20 protein-coding genes and 1 tRNA gene are annotated in these 22,322 nt (G+C 39.8%); 17 read left to right on the plus strand and 4 right to left on the minus strand.

What is annotated here, in order from left to right; all coding sequences use genetic code 11:
- Positions 1 to 152: 152 nt before the first annotated feature.
- Positions 153 to 584 carry a hypothetical protein gene (locus DBR32_RS11125; RefSeq protein WP_124636412.1) on the minus strand — a complete coding sequence of 144 codons (432 nt, stop codon included), beginning with the start codon at positions 582 to 584 and terminating at the stop codon, positions 153 to 155.
- A 1-nt stretch (position 585) separates the two neighbouring features.
- A complete protein-coding gene (locus tag DBR32_RS11130; protein WP_124636413.1) occupies positions 586 to 1,101 on the minus strand; it encodes a GNAT family N-acetyltransferase in 516 nt (171 codons plus the stop codon).
- A gap of 305 nt (positions 1,102 to 1,406) precedes the next feature.
- Between DBR32_RS11130 and DBR32_RS11135 the strand changes: the two genes are divergently transcribed.
- From DBR32_RS11135 to DBR32_RS11185, 11 genes are all read left to right on the plus strand, one after another.
- Positions 1,407 to 3,305: a histidine kinase gene (locus DBR32_RS11135; protein WP_124636414.1), complete on the plus strand. Its 1,899-nt coding sequence runs from the start codon at positions 1,407 to 1,409 to the stop codon at positions 3,303 to 3,305.
- A gap of 4 nt (positions 3,306 to 3,309) precedes the next feature.
- Complete coding sequence (locus DBR32_RS11140) at positions 3,310 to 4,056, plus strand: LytTR family DNA-binding domain-containing protein (protein ID WP_124636415.1); 747 nt, start codon at positions 3,310 to 3,312, stop codon at positions 4,054 to 4,056.
- 129 nt (positions 4,057 to 4,185) lie between these two features.
- Positions 4,186 to 4,572: a hypothetical protein gene (locus DBR32_RS11145; RefSeq protein WP_124636416.1), complete on the plus strand. Its 387-nt coding sequence runs from the start codon at positions 4,186 to 4,188 to the stop codon at positions 4,570 to 4,572.
- Between the two features lie 77 nt (positions 4,573 to 4,649).
- Positions 4,650 to 5,291 (plus strand): hypothetical protein, encoded by a 642-nt coding sequence (locus tag DBR32_RS11150; RefSeq protein WP_124636417.1) that lies wholly within the window; start codon positions 4,650 to 4,652, stop codon positions 5,289 to 5,291.
- 64 nt (positions 5,292 to 5,355) lie between these two features.
- Complete coding sequence (locus DBR32_RS11155) at positions 5,356 to 5,853, plus strand: hypothetical protein (protein ID WP_124636418.1); 498 nt, start codon at positions 5,356 to 5,358, stop codon at positions 5,851 to 5,853.
- 111 nt (positions 5,854 to 5,964) lie between these two features.
- The gene (locus tag DBR32_RS11160) at positions 5,965 to 7,101 is read left to right on the plus strand and encodes a hypothetical protein (RefSeq protein ID WP_124636419.1); all 1,137 of its coding nucleotides are present in this window, start codon (positions 5,965 to 5,967) and stop codon (positions 7,099 to 7,101) included.
- 103 nt (positions 7,102 to 7,204) lie between these two features.
- Positions 7,205 to 9,289: a hypothetical protein gene (locus DBR32_RS11165; protein WP_124636420.1), complete on the plus strand. Its 2,085-nt coding sequence runs from the start codon at positions 7,205 to 7,207 to the stop codon at positions 9,287 to 9,289.
- A gap of 40 nt (positions 9,290 to 9,329) precedes the next feature.
- A complete protein-coding gene (locus DBR32_RS11170) occupies positions 9,330 to 9,737 on the plus strand; it encodes a 5-fold beta-flower protein (protein ID WP_124636421.1) in 408 nt (135 codons plus the stop codon).
- Between the two features lie 60 nt (positions 9,738 to 9,797).
- Positions 9,798 to 10,202, plus strand: coding sequence for a hypothetical protein (locus DBR32_RS11175; RefSeq protein ID WP_124636422.1), 405 nt, complete (start codon positions 9,798 to 9,800; stop codon positions 10,200 to 10,202).
- Between the two features lie 97 nt (positions 10,203 to 10,299).
- On the plus strand, positions 10,300 to 10,845 hold the full coding sequence (locus DBR32_RS11180; protein ID WP_124636423.1) for a hypothetical protein: 546 nt from the start codon (positions 10,300 to 10,302) through the stop codon (positions 10,843 to 10,845).
- A 150-nt stretch (positions 10,846 to 10,995) separates the two neighbouring features.
- On the plus strand, positions 10,996 to 11,544 hold the full coding sequence (locus tag DBR32_RS11185) for a hypothetical protein (protein ID WP_124636424.1): 549 nt from the start codon (positions 10,996 to 10,998) through the stop codon (positions 11,542 to 11,544).
- 149 nt (positions 11,545 to 11,693) lie between these two features.
- On the opposite strand, the gene DBR32_RS11190 is transcribed toward DBR32_RS11185, so the two are convergent.
- Together DBR32_RS11190 and DBR32_RS11195 are read right to left on the minus strand one after the other, a co-directional pair.
- Positions 11,694 to 12,842, minus strand: a complete 1,149-nt coding sequence (locus tag DBR32_RS11190) for a WG repeat-containing protein (protein WP_124636425.1) — start codon at positions 12,840 to 12,842, stop codon at positions 11,694 to 11,696.
- 204 nt (positions 12,843 to 13,046) lie between these two features.
- Positions 13,047 to 13,134, minus strand: a tRNA-Ser gene (locus tag DBR32_RS11195).
- A 189-nt stretch (positions 13,135 to 13,323) separates the two neighbouring features.
- On the opposite strand from DBR32_RS11195, the gene msrA reads away from it, so the two are divergent.
- From msrA to DBR32_RS11225, 6 genes are all read left to right on the plus strand, one after another.
- Complete coding sequence (msrA, locus tag DBR32_RS11200) at positions 13,324 to 14,004, plus strand: peptide-methionine (S)-S-oxide reductase MsrA (protein WP_124636426.1); 681 nt, start codon at positions 13,324 to 13,326, stop codon at positions 14,002 to 14,004.
- Positions 14,005 to 14,183: 179 nt separating this feature from the next.
- Positions 14,184 to 16,214, plus strand: a complete 2,031-nt coding sequence (locus DBR32_RS11205) for an adenylate/guanylate cyclase domain-containing protein (RefSeq protein ID WP_124636427.1) — start codon at positions 14,184 to 14,186, stop codon at positions 16,212 to 16,214.
- Positions 16,215 to 16,221: 7 nt separating this feature from the next.
- Positions 16,222 to 18,207 (plus strand): adenylate/guanylate cyclase domain-containing protein, encoded by a 1,986-nt coding sequence (locus DBR32_RS11210; protein WP_158605967.1) that lies wholly within the window; start codon positions 16,222 to 16,224, stop codon positions 18,205 to 18,207.
- Positions 18,197 to 20,521 carry an adenylate/guanylate cyclase domain-containing protein gene (locus tag DBR32_RS11215; protein ID WP_124636429.1) on the plus strand — a complete coding sequence of 775 codons (2,325 nt, stop codon included), beginning with the start codon at positions 18,197 to 18,199 and terminating at the stop codon, positions 20,519 to 20,521. The genes DBR32_RS11210 and DBR32_RS11215 overlap by 11 nt, the downstream gene beginning before the upstream one ends.
- Positions 20,522 to 20,561: 40 nt before the next feature.
- Positions 20,562 to 21,137, plus strand: coding sequence for an HD domain-containing protein (locus tag DBR32_RS11220; protein ID WP_124636430.1), 576 nt, complete (start codon positions 20,562 to 20,564; stop codon positions 21,135 to 21,137).
- Positions 21,138 to 21,142: 5 nt separating this feature from the next.
- A complete protein-coding gene (locus DBR32_RS11225) occupies positions 21,143 to 22,024 on the plus strand; it encodes a YitT family protein (protein WP_124636431.1) in 882 nt (293 codons plus the stop codon).
- Positions 22,025 to 22,322 lie beyond the last annotated feature (298 nt).

Here is a 22,322-nt window from a genome sequence, read left to right on the forward strand (position 1 = left end):
ACCAAAAATATTGGTTCTTTCGGATCAAAACACCGTTTTTAAACTATATTTTTTTGTGCATAATAATGAGTTGTGCTGGGGCGTTATCCATAGATAAGGGGTTTCTTTGGAGCGGATTTACACACGGGGGTCTATGGCCTTTTTTCCGACATTTACGGCAGGGAGCGGTCATCATGATGCCGGGCGCGCGAAACATAGAGCTCAAAGAAAGCTAGTCCCAATATCAGGATCATTTCCAATAGAAAATACATGAATCCTAAAACAGTCAGCCGCGCATCATAATAAAGGACAAGCCCTAATGTTACACAAACATAAAGCAGGTTAGCGATACTGATCACTTGAAGAAAGGGCCGCCAATTGTTTTTCACGAAGAAGAAGCAGGTTATCCCATAAATACAAAAAGCAAGTGCTATTAGGGAAAGCATCGTTAGTGTTGCTTGAGGCATTCCAAAATGTGCTTCAAAAGGCCGCAAAATCACAAATAAAAGGAATGCAGTTAATAGGGCTCCCAAACCGTCCATAAGGAAAAGCCTTTTTATATTCAATGTACTTTTGCGAAATATCTGCGGTGCCTTTTTATTCATTTTAAGATCCTTTTGGTAATAATTTTTCAAATGCTTTTCGGGCACTTCCTCTAAAATAGACCTCCCCACAGTAGGTGTAGCCTAGTTTTTCAAAAATATTCAGCATGGCTGTGTTATCATAATTGGTATCTGCCTTCACACTAAAAATGTTATGGTCGCGGGCGAATGCTTCAATACCCGTTATCATCTTTTTAGCCAGGCCTTTGCCCAGATAGTTTTCCGAAATCGCTACCCGGTGAAAAACCACAAAATCCTCGTTTGACAACCAATGGCCTTTTATGTTTGCATACTCCGGCTCGTCATTGATCAACACCGCGCTGTAACCAATAATTACGGCACCGTCGGTCAACACAAATCCGTGTCCTGATGCGATATCTTCTGTTATAATCTCCGGATTGGGATAACCGTCTTGCCATTGATTACTACCATCCTCTTTTCTACGTATGATTGCCTGCTCCAGGATAGCCCATATTTGAGGAACTTCAGACATGCTTGCTTTTCTAAAAGAATAATTCATGTTACAAATTTATCGCATTAGGTGCAATTAAGCGCAGCTGTTTACCATAACGGGATGTCGTTTCGTTGGCTGGATAGGCTACTGTTTAAACGTAAAAACCGGGCAGTATAGCCCGATACGATAAATTTTAAAAACCTATTGCTGAAATATTAATTTCAATAGTAATGTTATGGTGTGGTCTGTTATCTTTTGATTAACGAACAAGGCGGATTGCGTCTAAGTGTTATTAATATTTTTTAAAGGGCTGGTTAGTTATATATATTTGCAGTTTAACGAAAAGCTAACGTTATATTACTGAGTCCATTATGTTACAATATCAATTTATAAAATCCATTATTTTATTTTTCCTTTTAAGCTTCTTTTCCGGAAATGTATCTGCGCAAACAACGCTCGATACTAATGCGATTAAAACAAACATTAAATCTATTACGGATAGTATCACCATCAATCCTGTTTTTGCCAAAGACCTTGCCAACCGCACTTTAAAAGCCTCCCAACAGATCAATTATCCCTGGGGTATTTTTATGAATACGCTGGCATTAGGATCGATAGCCTATAACGATGGCGAACGGGAACAGGCAATCAAACTGCATGAAGCGGCACTGGTCTATGGACGTGCACATGGTTTCAGGCACAAAGAAGCAATCGTACTGAGCAATCTGGCAAAGGATTATGGCGGTTCGGGCAATACCAAAAAAGCAATTAACCTCTACCATGAAGCGATAAAAGTAGCACAGGAAATAAATGACACTTTGCAGGTCGGGATATCGCTGCAGGGTCTGGGCCAGACTTACAGTGCGATCGGTTATTCCGAAGAAACCATTAAATACTGCAGCCAGGCTGCTGAAATATTTATAAAAAAGAAAAAATACAATTCATTAAGATTTTCCTATAATCATATTGCCGCCGCTTATATGCAACGCTCCAGGTATGATAGCGCCTATCATTATATCTGGCTATCGAAGCGGGCCTATGATGCAACCGGAGTAGGAGTACCCCAGTTAGACTTTTATATGAATATGGCTATATGTTGTGATTCATTAAACATGAAGGACTCTGCGGCTTATTATTTTGAAAAAACGATGATCGTTGCCCGGGAGGTGAATGATGAAATTGCGCTGCAACCCGCCTTATCTTATCTGGCGGCAAAAGAGGAAGCAGCCGGCCATTCTACAAAAGCTATTAAATACTATAAAGAAGCATTACAACTTACCGAGAAATACAATAACCTAGAAGGCAGCATCAGTATAACCGGTAGTCTTTCCGAATTATATGCCAAAACCGGTGATTTCCGGAATGCGTATAATTATGCCGTAAAAGAGGCTGCATTCCGGGAGGAGTATATTAACCAGGAAAAAATAAATGCTGTTACCGCATTAAATGCAAAGTTTGAAAAACAGCAATTACAAAATGAGTTCGATAAGAAGACAGCGGCTACGACCTTGACCAATGAAAAGAAAATAGCTAAAAGAAATATGCTGCTGTACGGTTTTGTTGCACTGGCACTGCTCTTAGGAGTAGTCATTATTTTCGTGGTTAAATCTTTCAGACAGAAAGCAATCATAACGGCCAATAAGAATGAACAACTGAAGCAACGATTATTGCTTACACAGATGAACCCGCATTTCATCTTTAATTCGGTAGACAACATCCAAAGCCTGATCTACAGCAATAAAGACGAAGAGGCAATCAATTACTTAACTAAGTTTTCCAAACTCACGAGACAGATCCTGGAAAACTCAAGGGAGAACTATATCAGCTTGGATGAAGAGTTGAATATGCTGGATAACTACATGAATATTCAAAAGCTGTTGCATAATAATAATTTTACGCATACGGTAAGCATAGACGACGGAATAGATCCGGAAAACATTTTACTGCCGCCGATGCTTACCCAGCCTTTTATTGAAAATGCCATCAGGCACGGTTTAAAAAACAAAAAGGAAGGAGGAATGATTCATGTTCGTTTTTACCGGATAGAAGAGCAGTTGTTTTTCGAAGTAACCGATAACGGAACAGGGCTTGTCGCAAAAGAAACAGAAGACGGGCAACGCTCCTTATCAACGCAAATTACCAAAGAAAGGCTGGAGAGTATTTCGTCTAAAAAGAAGATCATTATACAGACCTTGAATATCACCGGCGAGCATGATACCGTACAAGGTGTAAAGACCTTTTTTGAAATCCCATACGTTTATAATAACTAAGAATATGCTTAGAGCAATCATAATAGATGATATGAATAATATCCGCCAGAAAAACATGGCGATAATAAAACAGTATTGCCCCGATGTCGCCATTATTGCGGAAGCAGATAGTGTCGCATCCGGAGTTGCTGCTATCAAAAAATATTTGCCTGACCTGGTTTTCCTGGATGTTGAAATGGATGACGGTACAGGGTTCGATCTGTTGCAACAACTAAAGCCCATTAATTTTAAAGTAATATTCATTACCGCCTTTCAGGAGTTTGCCATCAAAGCTTTTCGTTTCAGCGCTATTGATTTCTTATTGAAACCCATAGATCCTTCAGACCTTATTGAGGCTGTAAAAAAAGCGCAGGAAACCTTAAGTAAAGAAATGCTGGAACTGCAATTCAGTACGCTGTTTTCAAATATTGAACGCCCGAGAAACCTGCAGAAGATCATTTTAAAAACAGCGGAAAAAGTTTATTCTATCCATGTGCAGGATATTATCCGTTGCGAGTCCGAAAAAAATTATACTACTTTTTATATGCTGAACGGTCAGAAACTACTTGTTTCCGCTACCCTGAAAGAGTACGAAACCATGCTACTCCCTATGGGCTTTTTCCGTACACACCAGTCGCATCTCATTAATATGCTTTATTTTGATCATTATGTAAAAACAGATTCAGGAAGCATCATTATGAAAGATAAAACGGCTATACCCCTGTCTGTTAGAAAGAAGGAAGAGTTTCTTAGCTCCCTCAACTCTCTATAGCATTACGTATATCCTTCTGGCAGCGACGAATTTTCAAAAAGTACCGACGAATTTTCATTTGCTTGAGATAGTATAACCAAGCATGCTATTTTGCGTATGCAAATTATTTCAAACCAAATTTAAATTAACATGATTTCAAGATTGACAATGATCATAGCCGGTATTCTTTCCATCATCTCTGCCTGGCTGCCATGGGTTACCTTATTAGGTGTTTCACACAATGGTTTTATGGGAGACCTCGGCGGAAACCCCGGGATATTTTTTATAGTGTTAGGTATTCTCATTTTGGGTATGGGGGCCATTAATAAAAAATGGAGCGCCATTGTGGCTATTCTCATCTCCTTGTTCGTTTGTATGCTCGGTTTAAAGTATTATAACGACTCTACTACAGGAGATGCCCTAACGGTTGGCGCATCTGTAGGCAATGGTGTATACTGCATGATTTTCGCAGGGCTCATCGGTATTGTAGGAGGCATTATGCGCTTTTTTGTAAAGAAAAAAGTTGTCGCTGCATAGTTTATTTTGCCTGTTCAAAATACAGTACAGATACTACATAAAACATAATTAATAAACCATTATTTCTGATCAAGAATATGAAAAAATTAATCTACGTATCGGCTATTCTTATGTCGATGTCAGCACTTATTTCATGTGGAGGAAACGAAGCAAAAAATGAAGCCAAAGGCGAAACGGCAAGTAAAGAAAAACCGTCATCAGCGGGAGTGAATGAAGCGGACTGGGAATTAAAAGAGGTTTCCGGCATTGTGAAAGAACTTGAAATACCGGCTTTTTCGGTAAAGCTTCCCAAAGATGCCAAAATCGAAAAAGATACAAGCAGTCTCACGCCGGGTCTATTGGTAACCTTTCCTAATAAATATGAACTCCGCATACAATTTAAAGAGCATGCCTTAATGAGCCAGAACATGGCAAAAGTTATTGCAAATTCAAAAGAAACGGATATAGATACCGATACAACAGAGCGCAAATCAAAAATACTGCTTGAAAATGCAAATGGGTATATATACACAACAACCGTCATTGACGGAAGCACAGGGGAAAACCTGGGAGATCCTGTCTGTCATTTTTCTTATTACATAAAAGATAAAGGAGATAGCTATATCGTTATTGATGACAGCAGATACTCGGGAATTGTCAATAACGAAGGGGAAGTCTTTTCAGAAGCCAATACCAAAAAGATTTGGGAAATCATTGCCGGTTCTGCAACATTTAAATAATAATTTGAAAGCGTTTATCCAAAAAAGTAAACAGTAATACATTTAACATCAACAAAGTAAAAACATGAAAAAGATCTTTTTGCAATTAACCGCTATTGCCGTGTTATTGCTTCAGGCTTGCGGACAGTCTAAGCCATTAGAAGAAAAAAAACTGGAGAAGTATGATCTTACGATCACTATGCCCAAAACCGATGAAGTCCCGGAATTCCAGGATTTTAAGGCTTCCGAAACGGATACGGAATTATCCGATTATGATTTCCATATCAGTGATGCAAGGGTAAGCCTTACCGAAATATCTGCATCTTCTTATCCAACAGATACCACTATGCTGAAAAAAGCGGTAACCGGAAGTGCAGATTTTATGGAACTGATCGAAACAAAACAATTGAAGAATGGCGCTTTCGGGACTATCTTCAAAATGAAGGGCTCAAGCGGAGCTCCAGTCAAAAATTATCTGTTCTACTTTAAAAAAGGGAACCGCTTCTTTAAGATGGAACCTATATTTAATAATGATTTAAAAGAACTGGATTTGCAACTCGCTGCATTTGAGAGTTTAAAATAGTTTTCAATTACAGATTCTTACCCTGCCGGCATTTGAAATCGCCGTCAGGGTTTAATGGTTTTCAAAGATCACCACAGCACAAAATTTTTTAATCAATAACATATCAATTATATGAAACCTGTTCGCTTTTTCCTGCTGGCAGCATTACTGTTTTCTAAGAGCTTATCCTATGCTCAGATCTCCGCCTTTATTAATGGTAAGCCTGTAAAAGCAGGCGCTACAATCAGTAAAAATGATCTGGCTTCCCTCGAAGTGAGTTTTAAAAATCCCAAAAATCCCTCTTTCATTTATGGGAGAACGGTTTTAGTAGTGGATCTTCTTAATGCTAAAAATTCCGGAGAAGGGTATTGGTACCTGAGAAAAGACGGTTCTGCCGCCGTAGAGGATTTTTTAAAACACACGCCGGCAACCAAGAAATTTAAAGTGTTTGAAAAAGGAGTTATGGAAGCAGGGGGCAATAACCTTGATTGGATATATAAGTTTGCCTCTGGAAAAGAAGAATGCAAAACCCTTCAGGTTAAAATTTCATTGAACTATCGGGAAAAAACCGGTTATGAAGAATATGCCCAGGCCATTAATTTATTAGAACCCCTTGTTTTCAATGTAACGATATGGGATAATAAAAACCTGTTTTTACCTTATTTAGATCTTAGTGTTGACAAAAGCAATATTGCCAGTGATTTTTCCTTAAATCAAAGTGGTCCTCTTACCTCATCCAGTACGATATGGGGATATGAGTTAAAAGATAAGAACAACTACCACTATAGCATTTATGCTATATCCAGTGATAAATTTCCGGGCATGAATACGAAAGAACTGGCAGATGATTTCATACATGCCGCAGCATATTACGCATCGCAGGATTTTGTGACCAAATTCAGTAATTATGATATTGAAAAATATACCATAGACTGGAATACGATCAATGGTCTGCTGACAGAACGCAGAAGGATACCAAGCCTGAGCTGGAAAAACAACAGGGAAATCAAGAAAATGGACCTGATGACTTTATATCAGCCTGTAGATATTAATGGTTTAAAAGGATACACTTTTAGCGCGAGCGAAGAGTCTAGAACAGATAGGAGTTCTAAATGGCAAGAAAACGGCAAGTTCGTGATCTATATTTTCGACCATCCTTCCAATCCTAATTTAACGCTGGTAGCATCAACTTCTGTATATAACGATGCTACAAACACAGACGAAATGGATGCCTTTTTAAAGAGTATCATTAAGAGTATTAAACATTAGGGAGCGGAATGTGTTCAGACTTGGTTCGGTGTTTCACTAAACCGAACCAAGTCTGTTTGAAAAAGAATAATAAAACATAAACCAAGACAATAAGTAATTTACCATGATGACTCATTACTGCACCGCTTACAGAAAGCCGGTATTTAGTATGCTCTTTTTCTTATTTCCTATCTTTTCATTTGCACAATTAAAAAAGACGGATCTGCAATCGGGACTTTTAAAAGGAAAGGTAAAATCAATAACGCAAAAAAGAGGTTATTTTGATATTGGGACTAATAACCGGCTTTGGGACAGTACAATTACTTATTATAATAAGAAGGGCAACATAGACAGTATAGCATATTTTGATGTTAAAAAAAGTTATTCTGTAACCGAAAGAACAAACTATAATTACGATGATCCGGGAAAGATCAGATGGACAGAAGAACGTATTTACAAATATAAATATAGTGATACCGCCGAAGTTAGTTATAGAAACGGCGATAAGATCTGGCTTACGGACAGCACATTTTCTTTCGCTACCTATAAAGGGAAAAATAAAAAAAGGTCAGAAAGCCTTTCTGTCGTAAATATAGATGGGAGTCCTAAAAAGACGACAACCAAAGTTTATGACGACAGCATGGTTATTGAAGAGCACTATGAAAATACCTATATAACAAATGAGGCCGAAACCCTCATAAAACGGCTTACCACTGATTTGCTGGACGAAAAATCCGGGCGGGATACTTTATTTATTTTTTACGCCAAAAGAGACGCTTTGGGCAATCCGACGGAAATAAAATACCTCGGCGAAAAAACCAATCAGATTATTTGCAGAAACTATAGCTACTACGATCCCGTTTTGCCTACGGAAAAAGGCCTCTTGCAGGAAGGTAAATTGAAAAACAATGATCTGGCACATGCGCGTTTAAAAGGAAATGTAAAAGAGATGAATGCCGTTACTTATAGTGATTATAAAGAACTGGACGGAAGATATTGGGTGCAAAAAAGCGATATAAAAGAGTTGCAAAAACGAACTTATAATGAGGCCGGAAACCTGCTTATCGAGAAATATGAAGAATGGATACCCCGTTATAAACAGGCACCCTTACATTATTATAACAATACCAGGTATACCTATACGGGCGATATAAAAGCGGGATATAAAACACTGGATTCTGCCAATAACATTAAAGATGAGATTCCACAAACAATTGAATATACTAACGATAGTACTTACAGTATAAAATATAAGGACAGGAATGGTGCCAAAACACTCCTTGAATACCATTTAAATAGCAATTATGCCCTCAAAAAAATAATAACCAAAGCTTACGGAGCAAAAGATACCTTGGATTTTTACAGAGAACTGACCTTTAACTATACAAAAAAAGATGAAATACAAACTTTAATTACCGATAAAAAAGCAAAAAAAGTATACGGGCCTTTTATAGAAGAAATGAAACAACGGGATGAATACGGAAACCCTACCGTAAAGGTACATTCCCAAAAAGGAGTTGGGGGCTCCCGCAATTTAGAAGTAATTAATTATTCGTATTACGATGGAAAACCAAAAGAAGAGGGCATACAAAATATTGTTTTGCTTGATAAGCCGGGCAATCCTGAAAACTATAGTGAAGTAAAAAACAATGAATACTACAACCCGTTTTTCAATTTTAAAATAAGCATTCCGAAGCATTGGTTTTCGCAAACGGAGGAAGTAATAGATTCCGTATTTAAGAAGGTAGAAAATCAGTTGACATTCAGCCAGGATGATCAAGCTCCCGCTAAAGCCGTAAACGACGGCTGGACAGATAAAACATTGCTTTTATTGTCAAAATATAAAACCACAAGCGATACAATTGTTAATCCTAACATTACCATCGGGTATGAAGATGTAGCATACCAGTTTGACAACGGTTACGGATATTTAAGTAATGCATTGACATTTTTAAAAAGATCAAACCTGAATGTGACATTAGATGGTGATATTCATTATCACCATATTAACTGGTATTGCTTTGCAAGCCAGCAATTAAGTAAAGAAGTACAGATACGCAAAAACGAATCAATAACCGTTCATCAAACCATGTACAGCATATTTCTACAAAACAAATACGCTTTCTCGATAATAATCTCCTATAATACCGATGCCGAAAAACAGGAATTGGAAGCAATATTGAAAACGATACAGTGGGAATATAAATAGTAAAAGCACAAACTGAAATAAAAGTTCAAAATAAAAGAAAATGAAAAAAGCATTACTAACCATCATCACACTTGGGAGCATAACACTCTGTAAGGCACAAAGTATCGAATCGGGTAGCCACAGCACAACAGGCTATATTAAAAGCGATGGCACTATTGAAAACAGCAGCCATAGCACTGTAGGATATATCAAGAGCGACGGTACCATCGAAAACCGAAGCCACAGCACCATTGGATACATTAAAAGCAATGGTACGATCGAAAACAGCAGTCATTCCACAGTCGGTTATGTAAAAAGCGACGGCACCGTGGAGAATAGCAGCCATAGCACGATCGGGTATATCAAAAGCAACGGTACCGTTGAAAACAGTAGCCACAGCACCATCGGCTATGCTAATGGTGTGAAAAAAGAATGGGCTGCGGTTGTTTATTTCTTCTTTAAGTTTTAAGGAAGTCAATAAAAATTTCAGTAGGAAACAACAATTTTTAATCCCCTTTTATTTAAAAAAATGAAAACCGTACTTACAGTAACCACATTAACCGTAGCAATCTTTATCGCATCATGCGGCGGCGCGGACGCCAAATCGACGGGAACTATCGCGGCAGACAAGACGCCAAAAGCGGCGGCAGTAAAGAACCCGGGCAAAATGAAGGAGTTTATGGCAATGCTTGATGGCACCGATGGAAGCGCAAAAAAAGCAGCCGACACTTATTTCAGTGAAGAACTGAAAAACAGCCTGGCAGAATCGAACAAGCTTACTTTTAACGATTTTAATCTGCAGGATGCAAAGGTGGTATCGGTAGCAGGCGACTGTTGTACCATGGAGGCAAAAGCAGGGGTTACCACCCGCAGTTTCAAACTTTGCTGGCAGGGAGATAAAGTAACCAGCATCGAAGATTTAGGTGTAAAATAAGCCACATCGTTTATCAGATCAAGAAACAATACTTACGGAACAGGTGACATTTTAATGTTGCCTGTTTATTAGTTAACAAAAAAAGTAAAATAATACAATGAAATATTTACTGAAAGTAGTATTTACCCTTATTGCTGCAGCTTTATTTACCGCAGCTTCCGCACAAAATACCGGTGCCTATTTAAAGTTTGACATAAACGGAAAAACGATATCTATAGAAGATGAAGACCTGGCCGGCTACAATAATTTTATAGCGGGCGATAAAGATAAAAAAACAAATAATGAGCATGCATTTTATGTAGCAGCTGCTGCAAATCATTCTTATAAGATGGACATCATGATCCATACACCGCCCCACACCAATCCCGTAGCAGGTAAGCTCCCTTATGTGCCCACAACGTATAAGCCCGGTAACCCTACTCCTGGAGTATATATAGGGTTGAACAAGACAATGGGAGATGATTTCGAATTCTATGGTTCCAAAAAAGGCAGTGTCGGGTATTTTGAAATTACAAAAGTGGCTGACGGCTGGGTAGAAGGTAAATTTGAGATAAAAATATCCGATCTATTCGACGATGCTAAGGTGCTTCATCTTACCAACGGCACTTTTCGCTTTGAGATAGGGGAAGAAGTGCAGTATTAATACCGCAGCGGTTTTTAAAACAGGAAACCTATATCGCTCATTTTTGGACGAGCGTTTCCCCAAGCCGAAGATAAATAACAACCCCCCCCCGACAGGCAGCATCGTAATATTACCTGTTCAATTAATTAACATAAACAAATAAACAATACAATGAAACATTTACTGAAACTCACGTTTATCCTTCTTGCGGTAGCTTTATTTACTGCCGCCTCAGCACAAAGTACCGGTGTATTTTTAAAATTCGATATTAATGGAAAAACAATATCTGTTAAGAGCAATGAAATGGGCGGTTACAATAATTTTGAACCGGGCGACGAAGAAGTAAGACCAAACAATGAGCATGCATTCTATGTAGCTACTTTGGCAAAGCAAATGTACCATCTGGGTATTACGATTCACACGCCTCCTCATACCGCTCCGGTAGTGGGTAAACTGCCTTATGTACAAACGGTGTACAATTCGGATGCCCCTTGTCCCGGGGCACACATATCGTTAACCATAATGGGAACTAATTACGATATGTTTGCTTCTACGGCTGACAATGTCGGGCATTTTGAAATTACAAAAGTGGCCGCAGGCTGGGTAGAAGGTAAATTTGAGATAGACATCCCCAAACTATTCGCTACTAACGATGATGAGGTCCTTCATATTACAAACGGATCCTTTCGCTTTAAAATAGAAAAGGAAAAGCAACTCTAATATCGGTCGATTAAAAAAACGGGGAATNNATTCCCCGTTTTTTTAATCGACTTTTTGTCTCATCCTGAAATATCGATACAATTCCCCTACGCTGCTTTTATTGCTTTTATCCGAGTAACAATCTAAGGCTCTATTGCTGCTACTATCTATTAAAATAATCGTTTCCCCTGCTTATCGATGAAAAACCAGATGCCGTTTTGTTTTACCCTTGCTGCCCCGTCACTAAATGGGAATACTTCCTGGTACACTTCTTTAAACAGCACATTTCCCTTTAAGTCTAAGTAATATCCCTGTCCGCCTTTCATCACTGCGAGCATGCCTTCCCCTTGGATCATCTCATCATAAATCGGCGGAATAACGACATCCCCTTTTTTATCAATGCAGCTGTACTTACCAGCCATCTTAATGATTGCCAAACCATCATAAAAACTATGAGCATCAGCATCCGGGTATTTTAAGGGAATAAGCTCCTTCCCATTTGTATCTACAAAGCCACATAGACCATTGGTACATACCAATGCCAGGCCTTCACTAAAATAGGGGTAGCCGTCGTAGCGAAAGGGAACGACCTCCTCCCCTTTCTTATTGACAAAACCTTTTTTGCCGTTGAATTCCACTGCAGCCAAACCCTTATCAAAATAGGAAACATCCTGATATCTGGCTTGAATGGCAATCTTGCCTTCGCGGTCTAGGTATCCTTTATCCGATTGTCCACGAATTCTGAAAGATGCCCTTCCTTCGTAGAAAGACCCAAGCTCAGCCAGATCATATTTAACCCGCTTCCTGTTATTTAGAGTATCGATGATAAACCATTGATCGTTTTGCTGCACGGTACTCAGTTCATCCATAAAATAATTGGCCTTATCATAAATAAGGGGAATGATCTCTTTCCCTTTTTTGTCGATATAACCCCATTTTTCACCTGATTTTACCATGGCCCTTTCACTATCTTCAAAACCGCTAATATAATCGTATTTCAGGGGTACTATTTCCCTACCGGTAGTATCTATAAGTCCCTGCTTCTTGTCCCGTTCCACAACGGCAAGACCATCATGAAATTCATATACATGACTGTATTTGCAGGGTACGACATTGCGTCCCTTTTTGTCAATGAACCCGTATTGGTTGTTGATGGATACTGCCGCAAACCCATTCTCAAAAGGATCGACCCCTTTATAAATCGCCAGTGGGTCCAGTGAATCCAGTGGATCATCCTGAACGGAATTGCCATGCTGCCCACAGCCTAAGAGCGGGATGAAGGCCCACAATACTATCGTTATTTTTCTAATAAAGTGCATATCTGCTTATCGCTTTTGTCGTTTGAATTTTGGGGATAAGTCGCCCGGTATGTAGTGTCTGCTTTCGGGTATTTGGGAGAAAGTACGCTTAAAACACATTGCTGCTCTACGCGGGAGAACACCGCTTTGCTCATTCGCTACTCGCCTGAAGCCTTCCGTTTTTTTTAAACGAAAATTGCCCCATAAGGGGCAACGTATATTCGGTGGCGGAGAAAGAGGGATTCGAACCCCCGGACCTGTAACAGTCAACGGTTTTCAAGACCGCCGCATTCGACCACTCTGCCATCTCTCCGCGTGCAAAATAAGCGTATTCAGCTTTTATTACCAAATATTTTTAGAAAAAAACATAATACTGCATCCGACATCTGCCTAAAACACAGTACCATACAGGATTACAAGGATTTAAATCTGCCCGGTTTTAGTTTTATTTTAGCAATTTAATCAGAACCAAAGGAGCATATAAGTCGTATATTTAGGTATTATGATCAGAAACTATTTCTTATTTATTACTTTGGTACTCCTTACATTTGCTTCTGTCTCCTGCGGACAGGGTACCAGTACCTATACTCAATCTAATACATTTAAAAAAATGAATGAATTTCAGGAAAACCCCGACGCCATCGCCCATAAGAAAGACAGTGCCATTTTTGCGGCCGGTTGTTTCTGGTGTGTCGAAGGACAGTTCCAGAACCTTAAGGGGGTGATCAGCGTTAAAAGCGGGTATATCGGTGGCACGGTAGCCCAACCTACTTATGAACAAGTCTGTACCGGCACAACAGGACATGCCGAAGCGGTCAAAGTCGTTTATGACCCTTCAGTAGTGAGCTATGACGAACTACTGGCGGCCTTTTTCGTATCACATGACCCTACGCAGCTCAACCGCCAGGGTAATGATATCGGCACGCAATACAGAAGTGCCATTTTTCCTCAAAATGAGTCGCAAAAGGAAAAAGCAAACTACTATATTGCGCAACTAAACGAGGAAAAGGCATATACACATCCGATTGTAACGACCATAGAAGGTCAGGGGCCTTTTTATGATGCGGAAGCATATCATGATGACTATTTCAACCGTAACCCGGAAAATAGCTATTGCCAGTTAGTCGTAAAACCGAAAATTGAGAAATTTAAAAAGGTATTTGCCAATAAGCTAAAACCTTAAGGAAGTATATTCTATATATCAGGACCCCCAAAGAGCGATTATCTATTCAAGATAATCGCTCTTTTTTTAGATTAAACCTGTGCCATTTTTAAGGAAAAAAATGGAGATTCTCTATATTTATAATTATTTTGTACCCATATTGCCTGTTTCGGACAGTACTAAACGATAAAAGCTCCACAATGAAAATATTTTTGTACGCTCTTTTTCTATTATTCCCTTTGGCCTTGTTTGCCCGGAACCAACAGCCGGCCGATACTTTATATCTTAAGGACATCTCTCTAGAGAAGATTAATAATGAAGTCGAATTTGGTTTTGCCAGTGGTATGAATGGGGAATATTTATGGCAATTTCAGGATAAAGATAGTAGTGTATTTTCCTCACAAGATTATATTGATACTCACTGGAAAAAACGACCTTCTTCGTTTACTGCTCAGGAAATAGCTGCGGGAGCAATAACACAGGGTGCCGCCTGGTTTAGATTATATCTCGTCGCAGACTCCTCTAATTTGGCACAACCTTACGTGCTGACCTTTAAAGGTACCGGTATAGCAGAAGTATATCTGGATGGACAAAGCATCTGCAGCTTCGGAAACTTTTCAGAAAATGCACCAGAGGCCTATGAAAGCCTTACGGCCCGACCAGCCTTTTTTGCGGTAAAAACGCCCGGATTACACGTTCTTTCTGTACGATACAGAAATGACGAGGCTTTGAAAGAGAAGGATACATGGGGATTTTCTATGTCCGTAAGTAATCCCGACACTTTTATCGCGTTGATGAAAAATAACCAGATCCTGATTTCCATTTTCCTTATTGGCACCGGGACATTATTTTTTACTTTATTTTTCGTGCATTTTTTGCTCTTCTTATTCTACCATAAAGAGATTTCCAACCTATATTTTGCCTTGTTCAACCTCAGCATATCGATACTCCTGTACCTCTGCTATTATGTTATTCATTCCAACAGAGATATTTCCTACGGATATGCCAATGTACTTATTTTAGCGCTCGGTTGCATCGTAGTTTGTTTCTCCATGTGCGCTTTTACCACCACGCTGTTCAGCAAAAGAAAGACTGTCTTACGGATCGTTGCCCTGCTCAGCCTGCTTACCTTTGTTTTCTCTATTATAGATATTTACTTTAATACTAATCTTTCGAATTATGCTATGCCGGTACTATTGCTGGTTTCTATCGGTTATACCATTATTCGGATGATCATTGCCATTGTCCATAAAACGCCCGGATCCATTATACTGGGTTTTGGTATCTTGTTTTGTACCGCTTTTGTGTTTTCCCTTTTACTGACCGTTATCTTTAACGGAACGATTAACCTCAAAGGCCCTTTTATAATCTTTTTCATTTTAGCACTATTCAGTATCCCTGTATCTATTTCCTCTTTCCTGGCCTGGCGTTCAGCGGCAACCAATAGAAATTTAAGTAAACAATTAGCAACGGTAGAAAATCTTTCGCAGGAAAAGCAAAGCATTCTGGAGAATCAGAAAGAAGAACTGGAAAAAGAGGTTACCATCCGTACCCATGAAGTGATGCAGCAGAAAAAAGAGATTGAAGAAGAAAAGAAAAAATCGGATACATTATTACTCAATATTCTACCGCAAGAAATAGCGGAGGAACTGAAACAAAAAGGGGCTTCAAAAGCGCAGCAGTATGCCGAGGTATCTGTGCTCTTCACCGATTTTGTCAACTTTACCCAAATCTCGGAACAACTGGGCGTAGACGAACTGGTCAACGAACTGAATATTAACTTCACCGCCTTCGACCAGATCATGGAAAAATACGGGCTGGAAAAGATCAAAACCATTGGAGATGCCTATCTAGCCGTGAGTGGATTGCCGCTGGTTAATGCACAACACGCCCAAAATGCTGTACTGGCGGCATTGGATATTCTCGATTTCGTTTCCGAAAGAAAGCAGAAAGCACCTTACGGATTGGATATCCGGATCGGCATCAATTCCGGGGCATTAATTGCCGGGATTATAGGCGTTAAAAAATTTGCTTATGATATATGGGGAGATACGGTTAATATTGCCGCCCGTATGGAGCAAAACAGCCTGCCGGGCAAGGTAAATATATCTGCCCATACCTTTGCGCTGGTTAAGGACAATTTTAATTGTACTGCCAGAGGCAAGATACAAGCAAAAGGAAAGGGCGAGATGGAGATGTATTTTGTAAATGCGCCAAATCCAAAAATCTAATCAAGACATGACGAAACAAAAGTGGCAGTACCTTATCGGATTCATTTTTTTATGGCTCTGTGTGGTACAAACGAACGCACAAAAAAACAATATTGGCAATAAGGATTCCTTATTGGTTGCACTATCCAAATCAAATAACGAAGCAGCAAGAGCCAATATCAATTTTGAACTTGGCCGTACGGCTTTATTTGAACAAAATTCCAGAGAAGCCCTGGGTTATTTAAACAAGAGTCTGGAATTTTACAGTGAATCAAAGGATCAGAAAAAAGTAGGAAGAATATACCTAGGCATAGGCATTGCTTATATTAACGGGCTACAACAAAGTGATAGTGGATTAGCGGCACTCAATAAGGCGGAATTGATCGCGAAACAGGTTCATTCTGACTCGCTGCTAAAATCAGTATACCGAGTCCTGATTTATACACATTCCAGTCTGGGCAATATCAAAGAATCTTTAAGTTATTCCAGGATTTATTTGGCGATGGGCCAGCGTACCCAGGATAATGAAATGCTCGCAGAGTCCTATCATTATATTGGTATTGCTTATGCCACCATGGGCGAGATGAACAATGCGCTGGACAATTACCAAAATGCAATTGCTTATTATCGGAAATCAGGAAATAAAATAGGATTGTCGGACGTGATGTTAAATATGGGTGAGCGCTATTATAATATGCAAAAGTATGATACTGCAAAAAAATACCTGAATGAAGCCTTGAAGATCGCAGAAGACCTGGATTATAAGGGAAAGCAAAGCACTATTCTAACGATGCTCGCTAATCTTTACATGACCCAAAAAGATACGGCAAATCTTAAAAAGGCTTTAGAAAAAGGCACCGCGGTATCGAAAGCTTCGGGAGACCCAAGATATATCTCTTCTTTCGCAGTATTGAACGGTTTTATAGACCTTCAGCGATTAATTCAGCAAGACAGCTCGGGGAAGTACATTATTGCACCCGGGCATAAACAGGAATTTGAAAAAACGGTACAAACTATTACTGCACAATTGGATGTGTACAAACAGTCTTCCATAGATATTTCAAGATGGAAGGAGATTCATCTTTTACTAGCCATAGCCAATAATATCTTGGAGAAACCTCAACTTGCCTATGATAACATGATTGCTTATAACCGTTATAAAGATAGCTTTGCGAATCTGGAGAAGTCGAAACAGTTTTCAGAAATGGAACGGAAACTGGTTTCGGATGTGGCGGAGACCAAGGTAAATAGTGCGAATACGACCCGTAATCTATCCTTAGCCGGTTTATTATTATTGCTCCTGCTTTCCGGCGGTGTCTTTTATGCCTATCGGCAGAAGCGCAAGGATAACCGTCTCATCGCTTCCGAAAAGGAGAAATCAGAACATTTATTACTTAACATCCTACCACAGGAAGTCGCCGAAGAACTCAAACAAAACGGGACATCCAAGGCAAAATATTTTAATGAGGTCACAGTACTCTTTACCGATTTTGTAAACTTTACCACAATGTCCGAAAAGTTAGGGGCCGAAGAATTACTGGAAGAGCTCAATGAGAATTTTACGGCATTTGACCGGATCATGGAACGGCATGGCCTCGAAAAAATAAAAACGATCGGCGACGCTTATTTAGCGGCAAGTGGCCTGCCGGTAAACCAAGCCCGGCATGCCCAGAATGCTGTCGCTGCGGCATTGGATATCCTGGACTATGTAGAAGACCGGAAAAACAAAGTGCCTTATGGATTGAGTATCCGTATCGGCATTAATTCCGGATCCTTAATTGCCGGCATCATCGGGGTAAAAAAGTTTGCTTACGACATATGGGGAGATACGGTTAATACAGCGGCAAGAATGGAGCAAAACAGCACACCGGGCAATATCAATATTTCTGAAAATACCTATCGCCTCATCGAAAAAGAGTTCTCCTGTACTTATAGGGGGAAAATTGAAGCAAAAAACAAGGGAGCTATTGATATGTATTTTGTCAATAAACATAATTCTGAACATGCCATATAAAATCATCCGATGTTTTCTGGCTTTAGCCTTATGTCTCTTCGCGCGAGCAAGCTGGTCGCAAAAGGAAACGATCGATTCTTTAAAAAACAAGCTTCTGAACACTACTACCGGTGCTGTTCAGGCGGGATTGCTGTATGATCTCGCTTATGCCTTTTTTAAGACGGAACAATTGGATAGTACTATTTATTACAGCCAAAAATCAATAGATGCTTACGAAAGGAGCAAGGATGCAAAAATGGCTGCTGTAATCAGGGCAAGAATGGCCTCCGTTTATGCGATACAAAAGAAATATGACGAAGCCATCCCTTTATATAAAAATGCGAAACAGGTGTTGATTGAAAGCAAAGAATACAATACAGCTGCCTTACTGAACAACGAACTCGCAAATATATACAAATACAAAGGTGATCTTAAAACGGCCGTCGATTATCTACAGGAAAATGTACGTGCTGCAAGGCAAAGAAATGATGAGGATGGCGTATTCCATGCGCTCTCCAATCTACAGAGCTTTTACAACAATAATTATGATGCGACACAAGCACTCCAAACGGGTATGGAGCTGGTAGAGCTGGCTAAAAAGAAAGATAACAAAAAGATCCTGGCTCATGCTTACCTTGATTTAGGTAATACCTATCTTGACAAAGATAATTATGATGCCAGCATTAGCTATTATAAGCAATCGCTTACCTTATTTAAATTGGTAAATGATACTTTAGGCGTTGCCATGCTAGAACGAAATATAGGTTCTATTTATTTCTCTATGAAACAATATGATTCGGCCAGTATACACCTGAGGAATGCGCAGAATATCTATAAAGCCGTAAATAATACTGCAGGCATGGCCGATGTACTCAATAGCCTTGCCGGAAGCTATTATGCACAGAATCAATATAGCAATGGAAAGGCGGCAGCCAGCGAAGCGATACAACTGACCAAAGACAAAGAACTGCAATTGTTTTATCGATTGAACTTATACCACATGATCGCGCGGGAAATTGATGAGGAAAAAGACCGGCAGGGATTTCTAAACCCGGCAAACCAGGATAGTATACACCGCTTAAACCAGGACTTCTCTATCGCCTTAAAAGAATATGAGCAACTGTTCCCGGATAAAGCCTCCGTATATTCTTTTTACAGTATCCTTGCCGATATCAAAAAACTTGACAAAGACCATGAAGGAGCCTTCGACTATTACAAACGGGCAGTAGGCTTAAGGGACAGTCTGAATTCGGAACAGAAGGTCGTTGACTTTGCCACAATGGAAGCAAAGTTTAAATATGAGGCCATACAAGATTCGATCAAACGCTCGCAAGAACAACAAAGGCTCGAATTGCAAAAACAAATCGAACTAAAGGCGCTACGCTATGAGTATGAAAAGAAACAGGCCGCAGCGAAGTCAGATGAAGAAAGAAAAAAATTGTTGCTGGAAGAGGAATTGAAAAGACAACAAATAGAAGCGGAATACGCACAAAAGCAAACAGCGGTCAAAGCTCGTTTTGATAAGGAGAAGGCACTTGCAAATGCGGAACAGGAAAAGAAATCTGCCCTGGCAGCACTAGAATTAAAACGGGCCAACAATATCCGTAATATGTCTTTACTGGGTGCACTTTTACTATTATTATTAGCCGGAGGTGCCGCCTGGGCTTATATTCAGAAAAGAAAGGACAATAAAATTATTGCCGAAGAAAAAAATAAAAGTGAAGCATTACTTCTTAATATTTTGCCGGCCGAAATTGCAGAAGAGCTTAAGACCAAGGGAGAATCAAAAGCCCAGCAATATGAAGAAGTATCGGTGCTTTTCACCGATTTCGTCAATTTCACACGAATATCGGAACAGATTGGTGTGGACGAGTTATTGAACGAATTGAATATTAATTTTACGGCCTTTGACCGGATTATGGAAAAGCATGGACTGGAGAAGATCAAAACGATCGGTGATGCTTACCTTGCGGTAAGCGGGCTGCCCGCCGCCAATCCCAAACATGCACAAAATGCGGTCAACGCCGCGCTGGATATCCTGAATTTTGTGGAGGAACGAAAAAACAAAGTTCCCTATGGCCTCGATATCCGGATTGGTATTAATTCGGGAGCACTGATTGCGGGCATCATAGGCGTTAAAAAGTTTGCTTATGATATATGGGGAGATACGGTTAATATTGCCGCACGTATGGAGCAAAGCGGAGCGGCAGGTAAGGTTAATATCTCTGCCAACACGTATACCTTTGTTAAAGACGATTTTAAATGTACCCACAGGGGCAAGATACAGGCAAAAGGAAAGGGCGAAATGGATATGTATTTTGTAGCACATCAATAAAAATATTTATAATTTTAATCCTGAATTCTATATTTGAACTATGAATTACGAGCAAATAGAAATCCTCATTTTGGACAAATTACAAAATGAGCTGCCGCAACATCTTTCTTATCATAGTGTATCTCATGTGAAAGATGTTATTGCCGCAACGATGTTTCTCGCGGCCGAAGAGGGTGTTTCTGATGAGGCATTTATCTTGCTGAAAACAGCTGCGCTTTTTCATGATACCGGATTCCTGCATGGTGCCCAGGAGCATGAACGGAAATCCTGCGAAATCGCAAGGCAATATCTTCCGGAATATGGTTATGAGCAGGAGCAGATTGAGCAAATCTGCGGAATGATTATGGCGACTAAAATTCCGCAAGACCCTAAAAACCACCTGGAAGAAATCCTGGCTGATGCCGACCTGGACTATTTGGGCAGAGACGACTTTTTCACCATCGGGGATCGTCTGTACGAAGAACTGTCGATGTTTGGTATCGTTAATACGGAAGAAGACTGGAACCGTTTACAGGAGCGGTTTTTGGAAAGACACCATTATTTTACCGCTACCTCAATCCGGCTTCGAAAAGACAAAAAACAAGAACATCTTAATAAAATTAAAGCAAAATTATAAACTCCATGTCCGCCAAAATTCAGCATCAAGGCCCTTTATTCACCTCTTCGGATATCATCTATTTAATCTTAGGTGTGTTATCGGCTAGTTTTGCCCTGAAAAGTTTCTTAGTACCCAATCATTTCCTGGATGGTGGGGTAACGGGTATTTCCCTGCTGATCCATGAGGTCTTTCATGTAAACCTGGCCATGGTCCTGCTTTTACTGAATATTCCTTTCGTTATTCTTTCCGTGTATCTGGTCGGAAAAAACTTTGCCGTCAGGAGCGGTTTGACCATTACCTTAATAGCAGTCATGCTTCAATTTGTGCCTTTCCCGGAATTGACCCACGATAAGTTCCTGGTATCGATGTTTGGCGGCTTTTTCCTGGGGGTCGGGATCGGTTTGTCGATGCGCGGCGGTGGTATGTTTGACGGGATGGAGGTATTGGCTGTCTTCACTTTTAAGAAAAGCAGCTTTTCGATCACGGAGATCATCCTGGCGATGAATATTATCATCTTTGTGATCGCTGCTTTATTCATGAAGGTTGAAACGGCTTTATATGCGATGCTGACGTATTATATAGCCAGCCAAACAACAAAGTACATTATTGAGGGTATTGAGGCCTATACAGGTGTAACCATCATTTCTGCAAATAGTGAGGAGATAAAAAAGGCGCTGGTCTTATCTTTAAACAGGGGAATAACGGTGTACAAAGGGGAGCGTGGTTTTATGAAAGACAGTTTCGAACACAGTACCGATGTTGATATTGTCTTTACCATCGTAACCCGTTTAGAAGTACGTAAAATACAAAACATTGTACGTGCCATAGACCCTAAAGCCTTTATTTTTGTACAAACCGTACGGGAACCACAGGGTGGTATTGTAAAAGAGATTGTAAAACACTAGTTGTTTTAATAATATTATATGAAATCGCCTTGATGAAAACAATAAGCAATCCATACAGAACAGATCGCTTAGAATAGGCCCTATAAATCCGGTGTTAAGAAAATCATTGGCTCGGTCGATAAAGGCGCAAACCATTGTCTGAGCGCAGCGAGTTTGGTTTGTGACCGACCGACACATTGATTTTTAGCCATGGATTTATTTAGCCTTGATTTTTTGGCGGTACCTTTTCCATCAAGGCAAAAGGTAGCAATCGCAATAAATGGAAACCAAAAGGATAAAAAACTCCTTTTTTCCCAAA

Origin of the sequence: Taibaiella sp. KBW10, assembly GCF_003852495.1 — a bacterium.
In the GTDB taxonomy this organism is placed as follows: domain Bacteria; phylum Bacteroidota; class Bacteroidia; order Chitinophagales; family Chitinophagaceae; genus Edaphocola.

Bases quoted from the DNA above. Each gene is read 5' to 3' on its own strand.
- DBR32_RS11150 (WP_124636417.1), top strand. From the start codon at position 4,650: ATGAAAAAATTAATCTACGTATCGGCTATTCTTATGTCGATGTCAGCA.
- DBR32_RS11225 (WP_124636431.1), top strand. From the start codon at position 21,143: ATGTCCGCCAAAATTCAGCATCAAGGCCCTTTATTCACCTCTTCGGAT.
- DBR32_RS11170 (WP_124636421.1), top strand. From the start codon at position 9,330: ATGAAAAAAGCATTACTAACCATCATCACACTTGGGAGCATAACACTC.
- DBR32_RS11140 (WP_124636415.1), top strand. From the start codon at position 3,310: ATGCTTAGAGCAATCATAATAGATGATATGAATAATATCCGCCAGAAA.
- DBR32_RS11165 (WP_124636420.1), top strand. From the start codon at position 7,205: ATGATGACTCATTACTGCACCGCTTACAGAAAGCCGGTATTTAGTATG.
- DBR32_RS11220 (WP_124636430.1), top strand. From the start codon at position 20,562: ATGAATTACGAGCAAATAGAAATCCTCATTTTGGACAAATTACAAAAT.
- DBR32_RS11210 (WP_158605967.1), top strand. From the start codon at position 16,222: ATGACGAAACAAAAGTGGCAGTACCTTATCGGATTCATTTTTTTATGG.
- DBR32_RS11135 (WP_124636414.1), top strand. From the start codon at position 1,407: ATGTTACAATATCAATTTATAAAATCCATTATTTTATTTTTCCTTTTA.
- DBR32_RS11185 (WP_124636424.1), top strand. From the start codon at position 10,996: ATGAAACATTTACTGAAACTCACGTTTATCCTTCTTGCGGTAGCTTTA.
- DBR32_RS11180 (WP_124636423.1), top strand. From the start codon at position 10,300: ATGAAATATTTACTGAAAGTAGTATTTACCCTTATTGCTGCAGCTTTA.
- DBR32_RS11155 (WP_124636418.1), top strand. From the start codon at position 5,356: ATGAAAAAGATCTTTTTGCAATTAACCGCTATTGCCGTGTTATTGCTT.
- DBR32_RS11160 (WP_124636419.1), top strand. From the start codon at position 5,965: ATGAAACCTGTTCGCTTTTTCCTGCTGGCAGCATTACTGTTTTCTAAG.
- DBR32_RS11205 (WP_124636427.1), top strand. From the start codon at position 14,184: ATGAAAATATTTTTGTACGCTCTTTTTCTATTATTCCCTTTGGCCTTG.
- DBR32_RS11215 (WP_124636429.1), top strand. From the start codon at position 18,197: ATGCCATATAAAATCATCCGATGTTTTCTGGCTTTAGCCTTATGTCTC.
- DBR32_RS11175 (WP_124636422.1), top strand. From the start codon at position 9,798: ATGAAAACCGTACTTACAGTAACCACATTAACCGTAGCAATCTTTATC.
- DBR32_RS11190 (WP_124636425.1), bottom strand. From the start codon at position 12,842: ATGCACTTTATTAGAAAAATAACGATAGTATTGTGGGCCTTCATCCCG.
- DBR32_RS11145 (WP_124636416.1), top strand. From the start codon at position 4,186: ATGATTTCAAGATTGACAATGATCATAGCCGGTATTCTTTCCATCATC.
- DBR32_RS11125 (WP_124636412.1), bottom strand. From the start codon at position 584: ATGAATAAAAAGGCACCGCAGATATTTCGCAAAAGTACATTGAATATA.
- msrA (WP_124636426.1), top strand. From the start codon at position 13,324: ATGATCAGAAACTATTTCTTATTTATTACTTTGGTACTCCTTACATTT.
- DBR32_RS11130 (WP_124636413.1), bottom strand. From the start codon at position 1,101: ATGAATTATTCTTTTAGAAAAGCAAGCATGTCTGAAGTTCCTCAAATA.